This window comes from Rhizobacter sp. OV335, from assembly GCF_900142965.1.
GTDB lineage: Bacteria > Pseudomonadota > Gammaproteobacteria > Burkholderiales > Burkholderiaceae_C > Rhizobacter.
In genome coordinates, this window is the sequence record NZ_FRCQ01000011.1 from 93,093 (window position 1) to 113,030 (window position 19,938).

Below are 19,938 nucleotides of genomic sequence, written 5' to 3' on the forward strand. Positions count from 1 at the left end.
CCGAAGGAGCCAGGAATGCTGTATTACGCCGTCGTGTTCTTCATCATCGCGCTGATCGCCGCCCTGTTCGGCTTCGGTGGCATCGCGGCCAGTGCCGCCGGCATCGCGAAGATCCTCTTCATCATCTTCGCGATCATGGCCGTTGCCGCCTTCCTGTTCGGCCTCATCAAGCGCGGCACCTAGGCACGCCTTGCGGCGAGGCTCCGCCTCGCCTAACTTAGTTATCCCACACACCACATTCAAGGAAACAACCATGAGCACGTCCACCTTCAAGACCGACAACCTCAGCAGCCAGGCGAGCGACACCGTCAACCGCCTGGCCGACTCGGCCGACAGCGCGGTCAAGAGCACGCGCCGTGTCGCCAACACCGCGCTCGACAGCGCTGAAACCGCGATCGGCGAAGCACGCGACAACGCCGAGCCGACGATCGCCCGCCTGGCCGGCCAGGCCGAAGCGCTGGCACGCCGCGGTGTCGATGCGGTCAAGGACACCGCGTCGCAAGTGCGCGAGCGCGCCGCCTCGGTCGGCGACGCCACCGTGCGCTACGTGAAGGACGAACCCGTCAAGTCGATGCTGATCGCCGCGGCGACCGGTGCTGCGCTGATGGGCCTGCTGGCGCTGATCCAGAGCGCGCGCCGCAACAGCCAGCAGTGATCCCCGCCGTGGGCGCCGGGCAACCCGGTCGTACGGCGCACCACGCCGCGACCGGGTTTGTCGCGTCCGCATCCCGTCCACCGCTGTAGCTCTCTTCCGGTGCCTGCCATGATCCATCCGCTGATCAAGCTCGTCGCGACCCGGCCCGAACTGGTTGCCGATCACCTGAGCGCCTATGCCGCGCTGATCGGCAGCGAAGCGCGCCAGGCGCAAAGCCGTTGGACGGTCCGCTTGCTGCTCACCGCGCTCGCGCTGTGCTGCGTCGGCGTGACGGCGGTGCTCGCAGGCGTTGCGCTGATGCTGTGGGCCGTGACGCCCGCGCTGCAGGCCGACACGGTGTGGGCGCTGTGGGCCGCGCCGGCGGTGCCGGCGGTGGTCGCGGTGGTTGCCGGCGTGATCGCACGGCGGCCAGCGGCCGAACCGGCCTTCGCTGCCGTGCAGGAGCAGTTCGAGGCCGATGCGCGCATGCTCGGCGAGGTGGGCGCGACATGACCCACGTCGAAGAAGGCCAGCTCGACCCGGGCCTCCCCGCCGTCGCGCCGACGACGGTGCTGACTCCGAAGGAGCGGCTCGCCGCCTCGCGCGAATCCATCCGCCATGCGCTCGTGACGGCGAAGGCACCGCGCGACCCCGACGCCGCCGGTGGACCGCAGGAGCCGGGCTGGCTCGGCACGTTGGGCGATGCGCTCTCCGACCTGCCCGCAGCCGCGATCGCGGTGCGCTGGCTGCGACGCTGGTGGGCCGGCCATCCGTGGCGCACCACTTTCGAGTTCGCGCGCGACGCGGGCGAAGAGCTGGCCAGGCCGCTCGCGAAGAAGCACCCGTGGTGGCTGCTGGTCGGTGCGCTGGTCGGCGGCATGCTGCTGACGCGTGCGAAGCCGTGGCGCTGGTTGTCGGGCGGCGCATTGCTGGCCGGGCTGCTGCCGCGCTTCGATCTGGCGTCGATCATCAGCTGGGTCAACCTCGCGATCGCGGACTTCACGCGGCCTGCGCCTGCATCGACGGGTGCGCCGGCGACTGCATCAACGGCTGCGCCTGCAGCGGCTCCTGCGTCCCCCACGCCACCGTCGCCGACGCACGCATCGCCTCCACCCGGCACCGACTTCACCGTGCACTGAGCACCGCACGCACCCCCGCATCACGAAGCGCGCCGATGGCGCGCTTCTTCTTTTTGCCGATCGCTGTTTGCTGCAACCGCGCGCCGAATCGGCAAAGCATTCCGTCCTACATGCGCGCACGCCAGCGTCCGATGGCTTGCGCGAGGCCCCGCCCATAGAGTTGCCTTCATCGAAGCGACATCGCACCAAGGAGAACGACATGCTGAAGTGGGCCATCATCTTTGCAGCCATCGCGCTCGTCGCCGGCGTGTTCGGTTTCACCGGTATCGCGGCCGGTGCAGCAGGCATCGCGAAGTTCCTGTTCGTGCTGTTCCTGGTGCTGTTCGTCGCCGTGGTCCTGATCGGATTGCTGGGCGCGAAAGCGATCAGCAACAAGTGATGTTCTTCTGAATACAGCGACACGGGCCCGCACGGGTGGGGGCCTGATGTTCACCTTCCTGCCGACCACCTGCACCACAACGTTTACACACTGAAGGAGAACCACATGTTTGTTCGCAACACCCTCGCCGCCATCGTGTCCGCCGTCGCCCTGCTGTCCGCCACCGGTTGCGCCGTGACGCGCGATCAATCGACCGTCGGCTCCTACGTCGACGACGCCGCCATCACCACCGCGGTGAAGGCCAAGTACGTCGGCAACAAGGAAGTCGATGCCTCGTCGATCAGCGTCGAGACGCTGAACGGCACCGTGCAGCTGTCGGGCTTCGCGAAGAGCGCGAACGAGAAGAGCACCGCCGAATCGATCGCCCGCAACGTCAACGGCGTGAAGTCGGTCAAGAACGACATCCTGATCCGTCCGTAAATCCGCAAGATCCTCACGGCTCGTCCGTGTGAAGGCGCACCACCCTCCAGGGTCGTGCGCCTTGCGGCGTTGAGGACAGGGCGCTCGGTGCGCCGTCTTCACACACGATGTCCCTCTCCGGCACCTTGACGCCCGCGGCGAAACCTCCCGTCGAGGCCGTGCGCGACGGCGTCGCGTCGCCGGTCGACGAGGCCGCGTCACTGCACGACGAGAGCTTGCCCGGACCGTTGCCGCGCTCGGCCCCTTCGGCCACGGTGATCGCGACGATCGCGGTGATCGGCGCGCTGTGGTGGGGCCAGCGCTTCCTGGTGCCGGTGGTGGCCGGCCTGATGCTCGCGATGCTGGTCGCGCCGGTCGTGGCCGGCCTGCGCCACCTGCTGCGCAGCCAGATCCTCGCGGTGCTGCTGTCGCTGGTGCTGTTCCTCGCGCTCGCCGCGCTCGCGTCGATGGCCTTCGGCGGCAAGCTGCTGCGCATGGTGGACCGCAGCCCGGAGATCATCCGCATGGTGGCCGAGCGCATCACGCCGACCGAGGCCGACGACGATTCGGTGCTCAAGCGTTCACGCGATGCGCTGCAGGAACTGGACCGCGCGGCCCAGGGCATGGCCAACGGCGCGCCGCCGCCGAAGCCGTCGCGCCAGAAGCTGATCCCCGCGGCCCCGGCGCACACGCTGACCGAGACCGTCACGCTGTGGATGCGCGACACCGCGCTGAACGGCTCGTCGATCCTGATGAAGTTCACCGGCGACCTGACGATCATCGTGTTCGTCGCGTTCTTCGTGCTGAGCGGCGGCAGCCCGCTCGCCGGCCGCTTCATCGACCTGTGGGGCGGTCGCTCGCAGTCGCGCACGCGCGCCTGCCGCGCGCTGCACGAATGCTCGCGGCAGATCCGCATCTACGTGGGCGTGCTGCTGGTCACCAACCTGCTGATCGGCCTGGCGGTGTGGGCCGGGTTCGCGTGGGGCGAGATTCCCGATGCGGCGATGTGGGGCGTGACGGCCGCGGTGCTGCACGTCGTGCCCTACGTCGGCATGGGCATCCTGACGGCGTTCGGCGCGGCCGAGGCCTTCCTCGCGCATGGCACCGCCGGCGCGGCGATCGGCACCGCCGCCTACCTGGTGGTGGTGTCGACGTTGATCGGCACCGCGGTCGCGGCCTGGCTGCAGAGCCGCGCCGCGCGGATGAATGCCGCGGCGGTGTTCATCGGGCTGGTGTTCTGGGGCGCGCTGTGGGGCGTATGGGGCCTGTTCCTCGGCCCGGGGCTGATCGTCGTGATGAAGGTCGTCGCCGAACATTCGCGCTCCGCCACGCGACTCGCGCGCCTGATGGAAGGCTGACCGGCATGGCGCAGGGCGAGGCCACCGACACCCCGGGGCTCGTCGCCCGCCTCTGGCACCGGATGGTCGCGAGCGCGCCGGGCCGTGTCGCCTCGCTGGCGGTGCGGGCCATCAACCGCTTCATCGAATGCCACGGCGCGCGCCAGGGGGCGGCGGTCGCGTTCTACGCGGCGTTCTCGATGGCGCCGCTGCTCGTCGTCGTGACGAGCCTGCTGGTGTGGCTGCTCGGCGACCAGAGCGCGAACGCGACGATGGTCGACGCGGTCGGCCGGCTGCTCGGCCCGAGCGAGGCCCGCACGCTGGCCGACCTGCTGGCCAGCGCGCCGAGCGCGGCAACGCGGCTGCTGTCGCGCGAGCGGGCCGGCGGGTTCGCCGTCGCGGCGCCGGTGATCGCGGTGGTGACGATGCTGGTCGGCGCGGTCGGCGTGTTCGTCGAGTTGCGCGCGTCGCTGCAGGAGATGTTGGGGGCGCCGCCCGAGCGCGGCTCGCTGTGGCGGCTGGTGCAGATCCGCCTGCTGTCGATGGGCGTGCTGCTCGGCTGCGGCTTCCTGCTCGCGGTCGCGATGGTGCTGCAGGCGGTCGCGCTGCTGGCGATCCGCTGGGTGGTCGACCAGACCGATGCGCTCGGTCCCGCGCTCGGGCCGCTGCTGCAGTCGGTGGAGTTGCTGTGGTCGTGGCTGGTGATGACGACGCTGTTCTCGCTGCTGATGGTGTGGCTGCCCGATGCGCACCTGCGCGCGCGCCATGCCTTCATCGGCGCGGCGGTGGCGGCGGTGCTGTTCCTGGCGGGGCGCTACGGCATCAATGCGTACATCGCCGGCACCGCGCTGCGCTCGACGCTGGGCGCCGCCGGGTCGTTCGCAGCGCTGCTGGTGTGGATCTACTGGTCGTGCCAGATCTTCTTGCTGGGGGCGGCGCTGGCGGTGGAGATCGGGGCGCATGAGCGGGTGCCCTCGGCAGTCGAGTGAGTTCGCGCAGGCCGAGTGCAGCGACATCAGATGCGCATGTTGGCCGAAGTCACCTGGATCAGTTTCCTGGCCGTATCGACCGTCACGTCACGCGGCAGATTGCGCTCTTCCAAGGCGACCACGAGCGTTTTCACCCGCCATTGATCCGCTTCGACTTTCTCGGCCTGGCGCCGCTGGTTGTCGAGGAGCTGTTTCCGAATGGCACCGCGCTTGGTCTGCCGGTGGGGCAGCGACGCCTCGTCGCTGAAGGGAGGAAGGTGGCAGAGGTGCAACGTGTCTTTCATGTTCCACAGGCACGCGACCAGCTCGTCGCTCCCGCACACGGCACGAGGCAATACGAGCTTCAGCAGCGACTCGTTCTGCGCGAGTCCTTTCAGGAATGCCTTCAGCTCCGGCCCCCAGCACAGTGGATTCGAGTCGAGATTGAGGTACTCCAGTGCATGCCACCGCAAGGCCGATGAGATCAGCGTCAGGTGAGTCCCCGGAAGAAGCGTGGCGCCGATGTCGAGACACTTCAGGCTGACATTCCTCCCCAGGGCTTCCATCAAGCCGTCGAACGCTGCTGCGTTTGCGCCGAGTGTCCCCTGCCCGCTCAGCGTCAAGGTGTGCAGCGTCCGCGTGCGTGTCAAGAATCTGGCAATCGCCCCAATGTGATGGGCCTGCAATGGAAACCGGCCTCGTTCGTTCACCACGTCCACGCCGCCGAGGCAGAGGCGGCGCAACGATGTGTTGTGCTGCATCTGCTCGAAAAGAGCTCCCATCGTCGCAAATGTCGCCCCCGTCAGATCAAGTTCCCTCACCTGACATCTCGTTTGGCCGATGACATGCGCGAGTGTCTCGACGTCTTCCTCGTCGAGCTGCGCTCCTTGCAGAAGCAAGCGCGTGATGCACTGCGAGCGCAGCAATGCGTCGAATGCATCCGGCGTCATTTCATGCAGACACTTCATCATCGGTGACGGTGGGCGAATGGACAGATCGCACGCATCGCCCCGCAGCCGGTTCTGATCAAACCGGTTTTGCTCCAGCTTCACTCGCACGTCATGGGCTCGCGAAGAGCAGGCCTGCGGCGGCCTGCCAGGAGTGTTGTAGGGTTCCAGCACCGTCAACGTCGTGTTCTTTTCCAGCATGCGCAGAATCCGCGAATCGAAATCGTCTTGCATCGTTTCAGGACACGGCAGCACCAGGTGCGTCAATGATTGATTCGCGAAAAGAGCATTCATGAATCCGTCAGCCCTCGCATCGCTCCAACACAAATCGTTGTCGCCGAGCCCAAGGTACTTCAACTGTCCATGAGCCTTCAGCGCCGCTGCGAGATGGCCAAGCTGCTCGTTGCCCAGACAGGTGCCACCAAGTTCAAGCCATTCGAGGTTCTTGTTCTGGCCCAGGGCCGAACAGAACTTCGCGAAGGCGGCCGATTCCCGGACACCCACGAGATCCACCCCCCGCAGATCAAGATGCGTCAGTGATTTGCTTGCGACGACGTCGACCAGCGCGTTGACATGGAAATAAGTCATCAGGTTTGCCGGAAGGCGGGCATTTGCGAGTTTCAACGCGGTCAATGTCTCGTTCTCCGCCACGCCCCGCAAGACGGTCAGCGGCAGCGCCGAACCTGAAAGATCGAGTTCGCGCAGAGGACAACTCGCGTGCTCGAGCAATGCTCGAAGAGCCATTCCGCGCTGTCCATTGAGTCGCTGGCCACGAAGGTCCAGGCAAGTGACCTTGTCGTGCTCGAACAGTTTCAGAAGCGCGGCAACGGCCTTGTCAGGCCCCTGACCCAGTGTCCAAAGAATCCTTGCCGTGAAGCGCCCCGCCGACAGCGCAGCGACATCGTGTCGGCGAGGGTGAGGTTTGAGCTCGCTTCGTTTGGGAACGGAGGTCTTTTCCATGGAAGGCTCGACGAGGAGGATGACGGAGCTTGGTCACAGCTCGGCCTCGATCGTTCCCGCCATGCCTCAGGAAACTGTTCAACGCCTGTCAGGCAGGACGCCCCGCAGCAGTCCACGCCTCGGTGGCGCCCATCGTCACACGGTAACGCGCGCAGTTGAACGCTTCGAGCTTGCGCAGTTCTTCTCGCAACAGGGGCGGCGCGCTCATCGCCTCCAGCACCACCGCGTACTTCGCGCAGGAGCGGCGATAGGTCCAGTCGAACAGGTCGACGGCCAGCGACACGTCCTGCCGCTCATAGACGCCCACCATCGCCTCGGCGTAGTGGCCTCGGTCGACGTCGAGGAACGCCAGTGGTGCGCGGTTGTAGAGCATCAGCGGGATATTGGCCGCCAACCGGCTGGTGCGCTTGTTGCCATCCTCGAACGGCTGCAGGTAGGCGATGTTGACCCACAGGAAGAAGGCCGCTTCGATCGGGTTCTTGATGACGCGCGCCGTGTCGAGAATGCGCTCCAGCATCTCGGACAGCAGCGACGGAACCTGCGATGGGAAGTACACGGTGTCGCTGATGTTGACGACCTTGCGGCGGATCGCGCCCAACTCGCCGCTGTCGGGCAGCAGGTCCTGCATCAACACCGCGTGCAGGTTGCGAACGACGCCAGGCGTCAGCCCGTGCTCGGGCACCACGTCGACGAGGAACTCGATCGCGTTCTTGTGGTTGAACAGCATCACGGCGTCGATGTGAGTGCCCATCACGCCGGATCTGAACAGCGCTTCGGTGTCGAGGCGCGAGCAGCGGTTGCCTTCCAGCTGCGCCGACGACCAGGAGAGATCGACCCGCCATGGCGCCAGCACCTTGCGCGCATAGCTTCCCGCCGGCTGCTGGCCTGGCATGCGACCCAACTCGGCGAGTTCGGCTGCCAGGCTCGGCGGCAGCAACGCGCTGTCATTCGGTCGATAGCCTTCGAGAAACTCCCGGCGCCAGGTCACCGGTGAACGCGTGCCCAAGGGCTGGTCAAGCGCTGCGCGCAAGGCCAGCGACGCTTCGGACCAGCGTGGCTGCGGTGACGGGGACGTGAGGGGGCGGAACGACGCTGGCACAGTCTGATTCCCGTTCAGTCGGGTCGACAGAACGTATCAGACCAGACGGGCCCGATCCGTCTGGCCAAAAAAAAAGGCCCGCAGTGCGGGCCCTTTGTCAGCCGGTCAGCCGAGATCAGCGGCTGAAGCCACCCTGGCGTGGACGCTGCGGCTTGCCGAAGCCGCCCTTGTTGGCACCCGGGCCACCCGGCTTGCGCGGCGCGAAGCCGGCGTTGTTGCCACGGTCGGCCGGCGCGCGGTCGAAGGCGTGACGCGGCGCGCCTTCGTGCGGCGGACGGTTCGCGAACGGGTTGTCGCGGCGTTCCGGAGCCGGGCGATCGAACGAACCGCGCGGCGCGAAGCCGTCGGCGCCGCGGGTCGCAAAGCCTTCGCCACGCGGGGCGAAACCTTCACCGCCACGCGGGGCCGGCTTGCCGTAGCCCTTGTTGAAGCCGCCACCGTTCGGGCGACCGAACGGCTTGCCGCCGAACTTGCCTTCGGGGCGTGCCGCGAACATGCGCGGTTCCGGCGACTTCGGCTCCAGGCCGACGATCGTCGCGACCGGGATGTTCTGCGTCGTGAAGGCCTGGATGCGGCGGATCATGCCGGTGTCCATGCGCTCGGCCAGCGTCACCGCCAGGCCATTGCGGCCGGCACGGCCGGTGCGGCCGATGCGGTGCACGTAGTCCTCGGCCTTCATCGGCAGGCCGTAGTTGATCACGTGGCTGATGGTCGGCACGTCGATGCCGCGCGCGGCGACGTCGGTGGCGACCAGCACGCGCAGTTCCTTGTTGCGCAGGCCTTGCAGCACGCGGGTGCGGCGGCCTTGCGGCATGCCGCCGTGCAGCGACGCCACGGCGTGGCCCATGTCGGCCAGGCGGTCGGCCAGCCAGTCGGCATCACGCTGCGTGCTGGTGAACACCACCGCCTGCTCCATGTCGCGCTCGGTCAGGATGTGGTCCAGCAGCGCGTTCTTGTGCGCGCCGTTGTCGGCCCAGTGCAGGCGCTGCTCGATGTTCTCGTGCGTGTCGGTGTGCGAGGTGACCTCGATGCGCTGCGGATCGCGCAGCAGGTCTTGCGCCAGGCGGCCCACGTGGCCGGCGAAGGTCGCGCTGTACATCACCGTCTGGCGGTCTTGCGGCAGCTGGTCGGCGATCGTGCGGATGTCGTCGATGAAGCCCATGTCGAGCATGCGGTCGGCTTCGTCGAGCACCAGCATCTCGACGTTCTCGAGGATGGCCTTCCCGCTGTTCAGGTGATCGAGCAGGCGGCCCGGGGTCGCGATCAGGATGTCGAGCGGGCCGCGCAGCGCCTTCAGCTGCGCGCCGTACGGCACGCCGCCGACGACGGTGGTCACGCGCAGGCCTTGCACATGCTTGCCGTAGACGGTGGCGGCCTTGTCGACCTGCATCGCCAGTTCACGGGTGGGGGCCAGCACGAGGATGCGCGGGCCGTAGACCAGGCCCTTCTCGCGGCGCTTGGTGTTGTCGCCACGGGCGGCGAGGATGCGCTGCAGGCCGGGCAGCACGAACGAGGCGGTCTTGCCGCTGCCGGTGCTCGAGGCAACCATCAGGTCCTTGCCTTCGAGGGCCGGCGGAATGGCGCGGGACTGCACGTCGGTCGGGGTCTCGTAGCCCGAATCCTTCAAGGCCTGGAGCAGTGCGGCGTGGAGGCCCAGGGCCTCGAAATTGTTCTCTGAACTCATCATTTTCTTTCTCAAACACGGTGCCGCCGGCCCCGACGGGCACAGCACGACACCAGCGCGCATCAAGCGCACGCGGATCAGTCGCTGGGGAGAAGGTCCGAACCCAGATCGGCGAGAAGAACTCGCGCCGGTGCCGGGGAACATGGGAACAGTCAAAGCGACGGCATCGCCGCCAACCATTCCCGTGAGGGGTTCGAACAGGCCGCACGGTGGAATAAACCACCCGTGGGAAGACTCGATGAGGTCAGAGGGGATGAACGAAACGCCCGGCTTTTTCAAAAAGACTTTGCCGAGGCGAAGGGCGGATTCTAGGGGGATCCGGGTTTTCCCGCAAGTAGCAATGCCCCCAAATTCTGCGAGGGCTCTGCGTGGCGCGGCGTCACTTCGCCACGGTCACTTCGCCAGAAAGTGCTCCCGGTAATACGCCAACTCGTCGATCGACTCGTGGATGTCGGCCAGCGCGGTGTGGGCCTGCGCCTTCTTGAAGCCGGCGAGGATCTCCGGCTTCCAGCGCTTGGCCAATTCCTTCAGCGTGCTGACGTCGAGGTTGCGGTAGTGGAAGAAGGTTTCCAGCTTCGGCATCGTGCGCGCCAGGAAGCGGCGGTCCTGGCAGATGCTGTTGCCGCACATCGGCGAGGTGCTCTTGCCGACGTAGCGCTTCAGGAAGTCGATCACCTGCGCCTCGGCTGAGGCCTCGTCGATGGTCGACGCCTTCACGCGGTCGATCAGGCCGCTGCGGCCATGCGTGCCTTTGTTCCAGGCGTCCATCGCGTCGAGCGTCGCGTCGCTCTGGTGGATCGCGAACACCGGGCCTTCGACGCGCTGCGTCAGTTGGGCATCGGTGACGACGACCGCGATCTCGATGATGCGGTCGGTGTCCGGGTAGAGGCCGGTCATCTCGAGGTCGATCCAGATCAGGTTCTGGTCGCTCTGCTGCAGCGGGCTTGCGATGTCGCTCATGGGTTTTCTCCTTGGGGGCATTCTCGCCGACCCGCGCCCTACACTTGCAGACCATGCAAGCCATTCACCTGACCCTGCTGTTCGCCGCCGCGCTGCTCGCCTCGCTGGGCCTGCGCCTGTGGCTCTCGACACGCCAGATGCGGCACGTCGCGGCGCACCGCGGCGCCGTGCCGGCGGCCTTCGTCGGCAAGGTGTCGCTCGAAGCGCACCAGAAAGCCGCCGACTACACGCTCGCGAAGGGCCGCTTCGGGCTGGTGTCGATGGCCTTCGGCGCCGTCGTGCTGCTCGGCTGGACGCTGCTGGGCGGGCTCGACGTGCTGAACGGCGTGCTGCGCGATGCCGTCGCCCCGCGCTTCGGCGGCCTCGCCTACCAGTTGGCGCTGGTGCTCGCCTTCTCGGTGATCGGCGCCGTGCTCGAGCTGCCGTTCGAGCTGTACGCCACCTTCCGCCTCGAGGCGCGCTTCGGCTTCAACCGCATGACCTGGCAGCTGTTCGTGCGCGACCTGGTCACCAACACGCTGGTCGGCATCGTGCTCGGCCTGCCGATCGTCGCGCTGATCCTGTGGCTGATGGGGGCGGCCGGGGCCTACTGGTGGTTCTGGGCCTGGCTCGCGTGGACGGCCTTCGGCCTGTTCGTGCAGGTGGTGTACCCGCTGGTCGTGATGCCGCTCTACAACAAGTTCGAGCCGCTGCCCGACGGCACGCTGAAGGAGCAGGCGCTCGCGCTGATGGCGCGCTGCGGCTTCACCGCCCAGGGCTTCTACGTGATGGACGGCAGCAAGCGCTCGGCCCATGCGAACGCGATGTTCACCGGGCTCGGCAAATCGAAGCGCGTGATCTTCTACGACACGCTGATCAACAAGCTGAGCCCGCCCGAGATGGAAGCGGTGCTGGCGCACGAACTCGGCCACTTCAAGCTGCGCCACCTGCTCAAGCGCAGCCTGACGATGACGGTGCTGAGCCTGCTGGCCTTCGCGCTGCTCGGCTGGCTGTCGAACCAGGCCTGGTTCTTCCTGGGGCTGGGCGTGCAGCCCTCGCTCGCGGCACCGAACGACGCGCTGGCGCTGATCCTGCTGATGCTCGCGATGCCGGTGTTCGGCGTGTTCGCCGGGCCACTGGCGGCGCGGGTCTCGCGCAAGCACGAGTTCGAGGCCGATGCCTACGCCTGCTCGCAGGCGAACGGGCAAGACCTTGCTGCGGCCCTGCTGAAGCTGCATGAGGACAATTCGACCACGCTGACGCCGGACCCGGTGTACGCGAGCTTCTACTACTCCCATCCGCCGGCCACCGAGCGCCTGGCGGCCCTAGATTCGCAAGCGCGTCCCCAGACGCATCCACAACCGAGCTGACACCATGAGCAACCTGCTGCACCTGAAATGCAAGGCGCTGGAAGGCGCCGACGCGATGGGCCCGAACGAAGTCCGCAGCCACCTGGCGCAAGTCAGTGGCTGGCACCTGAACAACGGCGCCATCGAGAAGACCTTCAGCTTCAAGAACTACCACGAGACGATGGCGTTCGTGAATGCGCTGGCCTGGATCGCGCACACCGAAGACCACCACCCCGAGCTGGCCGTCACCTATGACCGCTGCGTCGCGCGCTTCAACACGCATTCGGTCGGCGGCATCTCGCTGAACGACTTCATCTGCGCGGCCAAGGCGGACGCGCTCGTCGCCTTCCTCGCTTGAGCCACACCGTCGCGCTCGACACCGGGCTGGTGGTCGCGGGGCACGGCCGCCACTACATCGTCGAGACACCCGACGGCGAGCGCATCGTCTGCCACCCCCGCGGCAAGAAGAGCGACTGCGTGGTCGGCGACCGCGTGCGCTGGCAGGTCACCGGCGACGAAGGCGTGATCGAGCATGTCGACGCGCGGCGCAACCTGCTGTTCCGCCAGGACGAATGGAAGACGAAGTCGTTCGCCGCCAACCTCGACCAGCTGCTGGTGCTGGTGGCGGCCGAGCCGGTGTTCAGCGAGTCGCAGCTGGCGCGCGCGCTGATCGCTGCCGAGAGCGCCGGCATCCCGACGCGCATCATCCTGAACAAGTCCGACCTGCCGCAGATCGCCGCGGCGCGCGAGCGCCTGAAGCCCTACAGCGCGATGGGTGCCGACGTGATCGAGCTGGCGCTGAAGACTCGGCCCCAGGAAGCACGCGACCGCCTGGGCCCGCTGCTGGCCGACCGCGCGACGCTGGTGCTGGGGCCGAGCGGCACCGGCAAGAGCACGCTGATCAACCTGCTGGCACCCGATGCGCGGGCGCAGGTGGGCGACATCTCGGTGGCGCTGAATTCAGGCCGCCACACGACGACCTCGACGCAGTGGTACTGGCTCGATTCGGCCCGCACCACGGCGTTGATCGACTCGCCGGGGTTCCAGGAATTCGGGCTGCGGCAGATCGAGGCGCAGCAGCTGGCGATGCTGATGCCGGACATCCGCGCCGCGGCCACCGACTGCAAGTTCTACAACTGCACGCACCAGCACGAGCCCGGTTGCGGTGTGCTGGCCGCCTTGGCGCGCGGCGAGATCAGCGAGTCGAGGCACCGCATCTACGGCGAAATCCGCGAAGAGCTGGGCCGGCAGCGCTTCTGATCAGCCGATCAGGTTGGCCAGGGACAGCAAGGCCAGCAGCAGCATCCACAGCACGACCGAGCGCCACACCAGCCCGACGATGCTGCGCAGGTGCCCGGTCTGCGGCGGCGCCCCCGGGGTCGAGCCTTCGGCATTCGACAGCTCATCCGGCGCTCCGCTGTCGAAGGTCTTCGAGCGGTCGGGCGTCACGCCCGGCGCCGCGCTGCCACCGAGCTGCACGCCCACCGCACCGGCGGCTGCCGACAGGATGATCCCCTCGTTCGCATGCTTCCACAGCCCGGCGTCGCGACGCCAGCAAGACACCGCCTCCTCGAAGTTGCCGACCACCGCGAAGCCGAAGGCCGTCATCCGCGCCGGCAGGTGGTCGATCAGCCCGAACAGGCGCTGCGACAGCGCGAGCAGACGCTCGTTCACCGGCGCGCCGACGGTGCGGCTCTTGAAGGCCCAGTAGCGGCTCGCGAACTCGGCCATTCGGTAGAACACCGCGCCGGCCGGCCCGAGGCCGAGCGACGACAGCACGACGAACCAGAAGAAGACCCCGAACACATGGCGGTGCGCGGCCAGCAGCGAATGCTCGATCACGTGCCGCAGCAGCTCGGCGCGCGGCAGCTCGCTGGCATCGAGGTGGCGCCATTCGGCCAGCAGCCGGCGCGCGGTGAGCTCGTCGCCGCGCTCGAGCGCATCGCGGATGTCGGTGAAGTAGTGGCTGAACTGTCGGAAGCCCATCGTCAGGTACAGCACGACGACGTTCCAGGCCAGTGCGGCGACCAGGCTGAAGCGCACGACGATCGCGAAGACCGCCCAGGCCAGCAGCGCCGGCACCAGCGTCGTCACGCACCAGACGACCCAGGCATGGTGGTCCTGGCCGGCGTCGAAGTTGCGGCCGGTCCAGCGCATCCAGCCGGTCAGGCCGTCGTGCACGAAGTTGCGGCGCGGCAGCGGCTTCAGTTGCTCGATGAGCAGCGCGAACAGGACGGCGAAGAAACTCATGGCCCGCGATGATAGCGGCGAGGCCTGGTCCGGCGAGCTACGCGGCGAGGAATCGGTACAGGTTGCGCAGCATCGCGGCGGTCGCGCCCCAGATGAAGTACTGGCGCGGGCGGCCGTCGGCGGCGACGCCGGTCCACGGCATCGACAGGAATTCGCGCCGCACGCCGCCCACCTCGACGCTGTGCCGGCGGTGGTTGGCCGGGCTCATCAGGAACGCGAGCGGCACCTCGAACACCTCGGCCACCTCGAACGGATCGGCCTGGATCGTGAAGCCCCCGCGCAGCAGGCCGACGACCGGCGTCACGATGAACCCGGTGCCGGTGGTGTAGGTGGGCAGGCTGCCGAGCACGTCGACGTACTCGCGCGCAAGGCCGATCTCTTCGGTGGCCTCGCGCAGTGCGGTGTCGACGGCGTCGGCGTCGTAGCTTTCGGCACGGCCGCCGGGAAAGCTGATCTGGCCGGGGTGGTCGGTCAGGTGGTCGGTGCGCTGGGTCAGCACGACGCACAGCACCTCACGCTGCACCAGCGGCACGAGCACCGAGGCGTGGGCCGGCGCACGGGTCACGAAGCTGCGCTCGGCGGCGATCTCGGGGGACCATGCGGGTGGCGCGAGGAAACGGCTTCGCAAGGCCTCGGGCGAGAGCTGCGGCAACGCAACGGCGGGAAGGTGGTCGTCGATGCCCTCGACGGGCAGTTCCAGCGGATTGAAGCTCAGCGGCATGGATCGATTGGACAAGAAAAAAGCCGCCTCGTGTGAGGCGGCCTTTTTGCCGGGGGAAACGGCGATTAAGCCAGTTTGTGCGCTGCGCGCGAAAGCCGGCTTTGCCGCTACGCGGCAGGTCCGACTGGCGTCGGACCCTGACTTCGTCAGGCCAGCTTTTCTTTGATCCGGGCCGACTTGCCCGAACGCTCACGCAGGTAGTACAGCTTGGCGCGGCGGACATCGCCGCGGCGCTTGACTTCGATCGTCGCGATCAGCGGGCTGTACAGCTGGAACGTACGCTCCACGCCTTCGCCGCTCGAGATCTTGCGCACGATGAAGCTGGAGTTCAGGCCGCGGTTGCGCTTGGCAATCACGACGCCTTCATAAGCCTGCAGCCGCTTGCGCGTGCCTTCGACGACGTTGACGCTGACGATCACCGTGTCGCCGGGGGCGAAGGGGGGAATGGTCTTGTTGAGGCGAGCAATTTCTTCTTGCTCGAGGGTCTGGATCAGGTCCATGGGGTTCTCCTGTGATCTTGCCGGCGCGGTTTGCTGGAAACGATTGCTCAATTTCATGTGGCCGCTCAAGAAGAAGGCGGCCACGCCCGGTAGAGGATCGAAAAGCCTGCGATTATAGCCCGAGGCTGCCGAGGAACTTCTCGTCGAGTTTGCTGAGTTCGCCACGCTCGCGGGCGGCGGCGATCAATTCGGGCCGCCGCCGGGCAGTGATCTCGAGCGAACGCTCGCGTCGCCAGCGGGCGATGTCGGCATGGTGGCCCGACAGCAGCACCGGCGGCACCGGGTCCGGGCCGCTCGGCGAATCGAGCAATTCGGGCCGGCTGTAGTGCGGGCAGTCGAGCAGCCCGTCGGAGAAGCTGTCCTGCTGGTGCGATTGCGCATCGCCCAGCACGCCGTCCTGCAGCCGCGCCACGCCGTCGAGCAGCGCGAGCGCCGGCAGCTCGCCACCGGACAGCACGAAATCGCCCAGGCTCAGCTCCAGCGTGACGTGGCGGTCGACGAAGCGCTGGTCGATGCCCTCGTAGCGGCCGCACAGCAGCACCGCGCCGGGGCCGGACGCGAACTCGCGCATCACCGATTGATCGATTCGGCGGCCGGTCGGCGTGAAGTGCACGACCGCCAACTCGGCCCCATCGGCCCGCTCGCCGCGGATGGCGGTGAGCGCACGCTCCAGCGGCTCGACCAGCATCACCATGCCTGGACCGCCACCATACGGACGGTCGTCGACACGGCGGTAGTTGTCGTCGGCGAAATCGCGCAGCGGCCACAGCCGCACGTCGACCTGCCCCGATTCGAACGCGCGGCGCGTCACGCCCACGGTCAGGTGGGGTGAGAACAGCTCGGGGAACAGCGTGACGACGTCGAAGCGCATCGCGCAGGGTCAGTAGTCCAGGCCCCAGTCGACGGTGATGCGGCGCTCAGCCATGCTGACATCGTCGACATAGGCGCCGACGAACGGGATCAACCGCTCCTCGGCCGGCGTCGGGGCGGCCAGCCGCAGCACGCTGTGCGGGCCGGTGTCGATCAGGCCGGCCACAGTGCCGAGGGTCTGGCCCTCGCGGTTCACGACCGTCATGCCGATCAGGTCGACCCAGTAGTACTCGTCCTTCTCGGCGGTCGGGAAGCTCGCGCGGCTGACGAACAGGCGCGCCCCGCGCAGGGCCTCGGCCCCGGTGCGATCGGCGACGTCCGCCACCTGGGCGACGACGCCATCGCCGTGCTCCTTGACCTGCACGACCTTCAGGAAGGGCGGAAAGGCGGCTGCGGCGGTCGCCGGCAGCTTGATGCCTTGAGGCTCCGGTGGTTTCACGAACCACCGGCGCGAAGAAAACAGAGCCTGGGGATCAGAGGCGAAAGGCTGCACGCGAAGCCAGCCTTTCACGCCCCAGGCATCGAGGATCCTGCCGATTTCCACCGCATCCTCGGGCCACGCGGGATCGATCGTCCCGGTCGGCACCGGCGCGGTGGTCATCGACACGTCCTCAAGCCGGACTTCAGGCTGCAGCAGCAACCGGGGTCGCAGCCTTGGCCTGGGCGACCAGGCGGGCCACCGTCGGCGACATCTGGGCGCCATAACCAACCCAGTGCGCGATGCGGTCGAACACCACGCGCAGCGGCTCTTCGGCACCGGACGCCACCGGGTTGTAGAAGCCGACGCGCTCGATGAAGCGGCCGTCACGGCGGACGCGCGAGTCAGCGACGACGATGTTGTAGAACGGACGCTTCTTGGCGCCACCACGTGCGAGTCGAATCACGACCATGTTGTTTCCTTGAGATTATCGAAAACATCCACCGCACCAGGAGACACTCAGGGCAAGCAGATCGGGGGGTCGGTGCCGTAGATACGCCAACCCTCCGGGCCGGCCGTCACCGAAACCCGACATTATAAACTCGTCAGACCACCCCACGACCCCATCATGTCCGAGAGCCCCATCACGATTCGCGCCAGCACGGCCGCCGACCTCCCCGCCATCACCGCCGTCTACGGCTGGAACGTGCTGCACGGCACCGGCACCTTCGAGCTCGAGGCGCCCGACCTCGCCGAGATGACCCGCCGCCGCGACGACGTGCTGTCCAAGGGCCTGCCCTGGCTGGTGGCCGAACGCGGCGGCGAGGTGCTCGGCTATGCCTACGCGAACCATTTCCGCCCGCGCCGCGCCTACCGCTTCTGCCTCGAGGATTCCATCTACCTGTCGGACGCCGCCCGTGGGCAAGGTGTCGGCAAGGCGCTGCTGGCCGAGTTGATGGCGCAGTGCGAGGCGCTCGGCGCGCGCCAGATGCTCGCGGTGATCGGCGACTCGGCCAACGCCGGATCGATCGGCGTGCACCGCAGCCTCGGCTTCGAGCACACCGGGCTGTTGAAATCCGTCGGCTGGAAGTTCGAGCGCTGGCTCGACGTGGTGCTGATGCAACGCGCGCTCGGCAGCGGCGACGCCGTGCCGCCGGCCGCGGGCCTGTGACCATGGCCAAGTCGAAGACGCTCGCGACCTGGATCGCCCTGGTCGGCGGCAGCCTCGGGCTGCACCGCTTCTACCTGCATGGCCCGCGCGACGTCTGGGGCTGGCTGTGGCCGGTGCCGACGCTGATCGGCGCCTATGGCGTGCTGCGCGTGATCCGCATCGGCCAGGACGACCCGCTCTCGTGGGCGCTGATCCCGCTGCTGGGCATCGCGATCGCGGCGGCGATGCTGGCGGCGATCGTCTACGGCCTGATGCCCGACGAGAAGTGGAGCCTGCGCTTCAACCGCGGCGAGCCGGTCACGCCAGCCGGCTGGCTCGCGGTGATCGGCGTCGTGATCGCGCTGCTGCTCGGCGCCACCGTGCTGATGGCGACGATCGCGTTCGGCGGCCAGCGCTACTTCGAGTACCAGGTCGAGGAGGCCCGCAAGATCAGCCAGTGAACCGGTGATCGCCTGGGCGGCCGGTCAGGGGAACATCGTGAAGCTCGCCCAGTAGGCGATCGCGGCAACGAATGCCGCAGCCGGGATCGTGAAGACCCAGGCCCACACGATGTTGCCGGCAACGCCCCAGCGCACCGCCGACGCACGCCGCACCGAACCGACCCCGACGATCGCGCCGGTGATGGTGTGCGTGGTCGACACCGGGATGCCGAGCGCGGTCGCGAGGAACAGCGTCATCGCCCCGCCGGTCTCGGCGCAGAAGCCGCCGACCGGTTTCAGCTTGGTGATCTTCTGGCCCATCGTCAGCACGATGCGCCAGCCGCCGAACATCGTGCCGAGCCCGATCGCCAGGTAGCAGCTGCCGATGACCCAGCCCGGCGGCGTCTTCGAATCGGCCGCGGCATAGCCGGTGGCGATCAGCAGCATCCAGATGATGCCGATGGTCTTCTGCGCGTCGTTGCCGCCGTGGCCCAGGCTGTACAGGCCGGCCGACACCAGCTGCAGCCGGCGGAACCAGTTGTCGACCCGCAGCGGCGAGCTGCGCCGGCAGATCCAGGCCACCGCCACCATCGCCAGCGAGCCGAGCAGGAAACCGAGCGCCGGCGAGATGAAGATGAAGGCCACGATCCACAGCAGCCCGCCGCCGACCAGCGCGCCGACGCCGGCTTTCGCGATCACCGCGCCGCAGATGCCGCCGATCAGCGCGTGCGACGAGCTCGACGGGATGCCGTACCACCAGGTCACGATGTTCCAGACGATCGCGCCGATCAGCGCACCGAACACCACGTGGTGGTCGACGATGCCCGGCACGACGATGCCCTTGCCGACGGTGGCGGCCACCGTCAGGTTGTGGAACACCGAGATCGCCAGCACGTTGAAGAAGGCCGCGAAGACGACCGCCTGCTGCGGCTTCAGCACGCCGGTGGACACGACGGTGGCGATCGAATTCGCCGCGTCGTGGAAACCGTTCATGAAGTCGAAGACGATGGCCAGCGCCACCAGCAGCGCCACCACCCAGAAGGCGACCTGGACCGATTGCATCCGCAGTCCCTGCCGGTCAGGAGTTCTCGAGGACCACGCCCTCGATCAGGTTGGCAACGTCCTCGCAGCGGTCGGAGATCGATTCGAGCTGCTCGTAGATCGCCTTCAGCTTGATCAGCTCGCGCACGTCTTTTTCTTCGCGGAACAGCTTGGACATCGCGGCGCGCATCACCCGGTCGGCGTCGGACTCGAGCTTGTCGATCTCTTCGCAGGTCTTGATCGCGGCCTCGCTCGCATCGTGCTGGTTCAGCCGCGGCAGCAGCGACACCGCGTGCTGCACGCGCTCGCAGCACTTGGCGCTCAGGTCGCCCAGGCGCAGCACCTCTTCGGTCATCGCGCGCACGTCGTACAGCTGCATGGTCTCGGTGGCGTCCTGCAGCAGGTCGACGATGTCGTCCATCGCGTTGATCAGGCCGTGGATCTGCTCGCGATCGATCGGCGTGATGAAGGTCTTGTGCAGCAGCCGGTTGACCTCGGCGGTGATGCGGTCGGCGGCGCGCTCGGCGGCCACCACTTCGTTCGCATGCTTCTCGCGCAGGTTGAGGTCACTGTAGTTCTCGATCATCGCGATGAAGGCGCGAGCGCCTTCGACGATGAACGCGGCGTGCTGGTTGAACAGCTCAAAGAAATTGCCTTCGCGCGGCAGCAGCTTGCCAAACAGCATCGGGGTCTCCTGGGGGGTCGGCCGCGCTG

25 protein-coding genes are annotated in these 19,938 nt (G+C 67.6%); 13 read left to right on the forward strand and 12 right to left on the reverse strand.

The genetic code is table 11. The features are described from left to right. Positions 1–15: 15 nt before the first annotated feature. From BUE42_RS13645 to BUE42_RS13680, 8 genes are all read left to right on the forward strand, one after another. On the forward strand, positions 16–183 hold the full coding sequence (locus tag BUE42_RS13645; RefSeq protein ID WP_047500752.1) for a DUF1328 domain-containing protein: 168 nt from the start codon (positions 16–18) through the stop codon (positions 181–183). A 70-nt stretch (positions 184–253) separates the two neighbouring features. Then, entirely contained in the window at positions 254–655 is a 402-nt protein-coding gene (locus BUE42_RS13650) for a hypothetical protein (RefSeq protein ID WP_083614118.1), read from the forward strand. 108 nt (positions 656–763) lie between these two features. Beyond that, positions 764–1,147 (forward strand): hypothetical protein, encoded by a 384-nt coding sequence (locus tag BUE42_RS13655; protein ID WP_073465657.1) that lies wholly within the window; start codon positions 764–766, stop codon positions 1,145–1,147. Continuing rightward, a complete protein-coding gene (locus tag BUE42_RS33425; protein WP_073465658.1) occupies positions 1,144–1,773 on the forward strand; it encodes a hypothetical protein in 630 nt (209 codons plus the stop codon). The genes BUE42_RS13655 and BUE42_RS33425 overlap by 4 nt, the downstream gene beginning before the upstream one ends. 199 nt (positions 1,774–1,972) lie before the next feature. Further along, the gene (locus tag BUE42_RS13665; protein ID WP_047584709.1) at positions 1,973–2,152 is read left to right on the forward strand and encodes a DUF1328 family protein; all 180 of its coding nucleotides are present in this window, start codon (positions 1,973–1,975) and stop codon (positions 2,150–2,152) included. A gap of 105 nt (positions 2,153–2,257) precedes the next feature. Then, complete coding sequence (locus tag BUE42_RS13670; RefSeq protein ID WP_073465659.1) at positions 2,258–2,572, forward strand: BON domain-containing protein; 315 nt, start codon at positions 2,258–2,260, stop codon at positions 2,570–2,572. Between the two features lie 107 nt (positions 2,573–2,679). Next, positions 2,680–3,909, forward strand: coding sequence for an AI-2E family transporter (locus BUE42_RS13675; RefSeq protein WP_083614119.1), 1,230 nt, complete (start codon positions 2,680–2,682; stop codon positions 3,907–3,909). Between the two features lie 5 nt (positions 3,910–3,914). After that, positions 3,915–4,877, forward strand: coding sequence for a YihY/virulence factor BrkB family protein (locus BUE42_RS13680; RefSeq protein ID WP_073465661.1), 963 nt, complete (start codon positions 3,915–3,917; stop codon positions 4,875–4,877). A 26-nt stretch (positions 4,878–4,903) separates the two neighbouring features. On the opposite strand, the gene BUE42_RS32175 is transcribed toward BUE42_RS13680, so the two are convergent. The 4 genes from BUE42_RS32175 to orn all read right to left on the reverse strand — a co-directional run bounded on the left by BUE42_RS32175 (position 4,904) and on the right by orn (position 10,506). Then, on the reverse strand, positions 4,904–6,763 hold the full coding sequence (locus BUE42_RS32175; RefSeq protein ID WP_143171487.1) for a leucine-rich repeat domain-containing protein: 1,860 nt from the start codon (positions 6,761–6,763) through the stop codon (positions 4,904–4,906). 88 nt (positions 6,764–6,851) lie between these two features. Continuing rightward, positions 6,852–7,769: a Fic family protein gene (locus BUE42_RS13690; RefSeq protein ID WP_235002324.1), complete on the reverse strand. Its 918-nt coding sequence runs from the start codon at positions 7,767–7,769 to the stop codon at positions 6,852–6,854. A gap of 208 nt (positions 7,770–7,977) precedes the next feature. Next, positions 7,978–9,546, reverse strand: a complete 1,569-nt coding sequence (locus BUE42_RS13695; protein ID WP_083614134.1) for a DEAD/DEAH box helicase — start codon at positions 9,544–9,546, stop codon at positions 7,978–7,980. A 393-nt stretch (positions 9,547–9,939) separates the two neighbouring features. Beyond that, complete coding sequence (orn, locus tag BUE42_RS13700) at positions 9,940–10,506, reverse strand: oligoribonuclease (protein WP_073465664.1); 567 nt, start codon at positions 10,504–10,506, stop codon at positions 9,940–9,942. Between the two features lie 53 nt (positions 10,507–10,559). On the opposite strand from orn, the gene BUE42_RS13705 reads away from it, so the two are divergent. Genes BUE42_RS13705 through rsgA form a run of 3 tightly spaced genes read left to right on the forward strand, consistent with a single transcriptional unit; the run spans position 10,560 to position 13,094 of the window. Continuing rightward, a complete protein-coding gene (locus tag BUE42_RS13705; RefSeq protein ID WP_073465749.1) occupies positions 10,560–11,855 on the forward strand; it encodes a M48 family metallopeptidase in 1,296 nt (431 codons plus the stop codon). Positions 11,856–11,859: 4 nt separating this feature from the next. Further along, entirely contained in the window at positions 11,860–12,192 is a 333-nt protein-coding gene (locus BUE42_RS13710; RefSeq protein WP_073465665.1) for a 4a-hydroxytetrahydrobiopterin dehydratase, read from the forward strand. Further along, the gene (rsgA, locus tag BUE42_RS13715; RefSeq protein ID WP_073465666.1) at positions 12,189–13,094 is read left to right on the forward strand and encodes a ribosome small subunit-dependent GTPase A; all 906 of its coding nucleotides are present in this window, start codon (positions 12,189–12,191) and stop codon (positions 13,092–13,094) included. Before BUE42_RS13710 ends, rsgA begins: the two co-directional genes overlap by 4 nt. On the opposite strand, the gene BUE42_RS13720 is transcribed toward rsgA, so the two are convergent. The 6 genes from BUE42_RS13720 to rpsP all read right to left on the reverse strand — a co-directional run bounded on the left by BUE42_RS13720 (position 13,095) and on the right by rpsP (position 17,065). After that, positions 13,095–14,084 carry a CobD/CbiB family protein gene (locus BUE42_RS13720; RefSeq protein ID WP_073465667.1) on the reverse strand — a complete coding sequence of 330 codons (990 nt, stop codon included), beginning with the start codon at positions 14,082–14,084 and terminating at the stop codon, positions 13,095–13,097. A gap of 37 nt (positions 14,085–14,121) precedes the next feature. Further along, positions 14,122–14,805, reverse strand: a complete 684-nt coding sequence (locus tag BUE42_RS13725) for a CoA pyrophosphatase (protein ID WP_143171489.1) — start codon at positions 14,803–14,805, stop codon at positions 14,122–14,124. A 146-nt stretch (positions 14,806–14,951) separates the two neighbouring features. Next, a complete protein-coding gene (gene rplS, locus BUE42_RS13730) occupies positions 14,952–15,305 on the reverse strand; it encodes a 50S ribosomal protein L19 (protein WP_073465669.1) in 354 nt (117 codons plus the stop codon). 112 nt (positions 15,306–15,417) lie between these two features. Further along, positions 15,418–16,176 carry a tRNA (guanosine(37)-N1)-methyltransferase TrmD gene (gene trmD / locus BUE42_RS13735; protein ID WP_073465670.1) on the reverse strand — a complete coding sequence of 253 codons (759 nt, stop codon included), beginning with the start codon at positions 16,174–16,176 and terminating at the stop codon, positions 15,418–15,420. A 9-nt stretch (positions 16,177–16,185) separates the two neighbouring features. Next, a complete protein-coding gene (rimM, locus tag BUE42_RS13740; RefSeq protein ID WP_073465671.1) occupies positions 16,186–16,776 on the reverse strand; it encodes a ribosome maturation factor RimM in 591 nt (196 codons plus the stop codon). 22 nt (positions 16,777–16,798) lie between these two features. Further along, positions 16,799–17,065 (reverse strand): 30S ribosomal protein S16, encoded by a 267-nt coding sequence (gene rpsP, locus BUE42_RS13745; protein ID WP_073465672.1) that lies wholly within the window; start codon positions 17,063–17,065, stop codon positions 16,799–16,801. Positions 17,066–17,221: 156 nt separating this feature from the next. On the opposite strand from rpsP, the gene BUE42_RS13750 reads away from it, so the two are divergent. Both BUE42_RS13750 and BUE42_RS13755 read left to right on the forward strand, forming a co-directional pair. After that, on the forward strand, positions 17,222–17,764 hold the full coding sequence (locus BUE42_RS13750) for a GNAT family N-acetyltransferase (RefSeq protein WP_073465673.1): 543 nt from the start codon (positions 17,222–17,224) through the stop codon (positions 17,762–17,764). A gap of 2 nt (positions 17,765–17,766) precedes the next feature. Beyond that, the gene (locus BUE42_RS13755) at positions 17,767–18,204 is read left to right on the forward strand and encodes an NINE protein (protein ID WP_073465674.1); all 438 of its coding nucleotides are present in this window, start codon (positions 17,767–17,769) and stop codon (positions 18,202–18,204) included. A 24-nt stretch (positions 18,205–18,228) separates the two neighbouring features. Here BUE42_RS13755 and BUE42_RS13760 read toward each other — a convergent pair whose 3' ends face one another. Together BUE42_RS13760 and BUE42_RS13765 are read right to left on the reverse strand one after the other, a co-directional pair. Further along, positions 18,229–19,245, reverse strand: coding sequence for an inorganic phosphate transporter (locus BUE42_RS13760; protein ID WP_073465675.1), 1,017 nt, complete (start codon positions 19,243–19,245; stop codon positions 18,229–18,231). A gap of 16 nt (positions 19,246–19,261) precedes the next feature. Next, on the reverse strand, positions 19,262–19,909 hold the full coding sequence (locus BUE42_RS13765) for a DUF47 domain-containing protein (protein WP_073465676.1): 648 nt from the start codon (positions 19,907–19,909) through the stop codon (positions 19,262–19,264). Between the last annotated feature and the right edge of the window lie 29 nt (positions 19,910–19,938).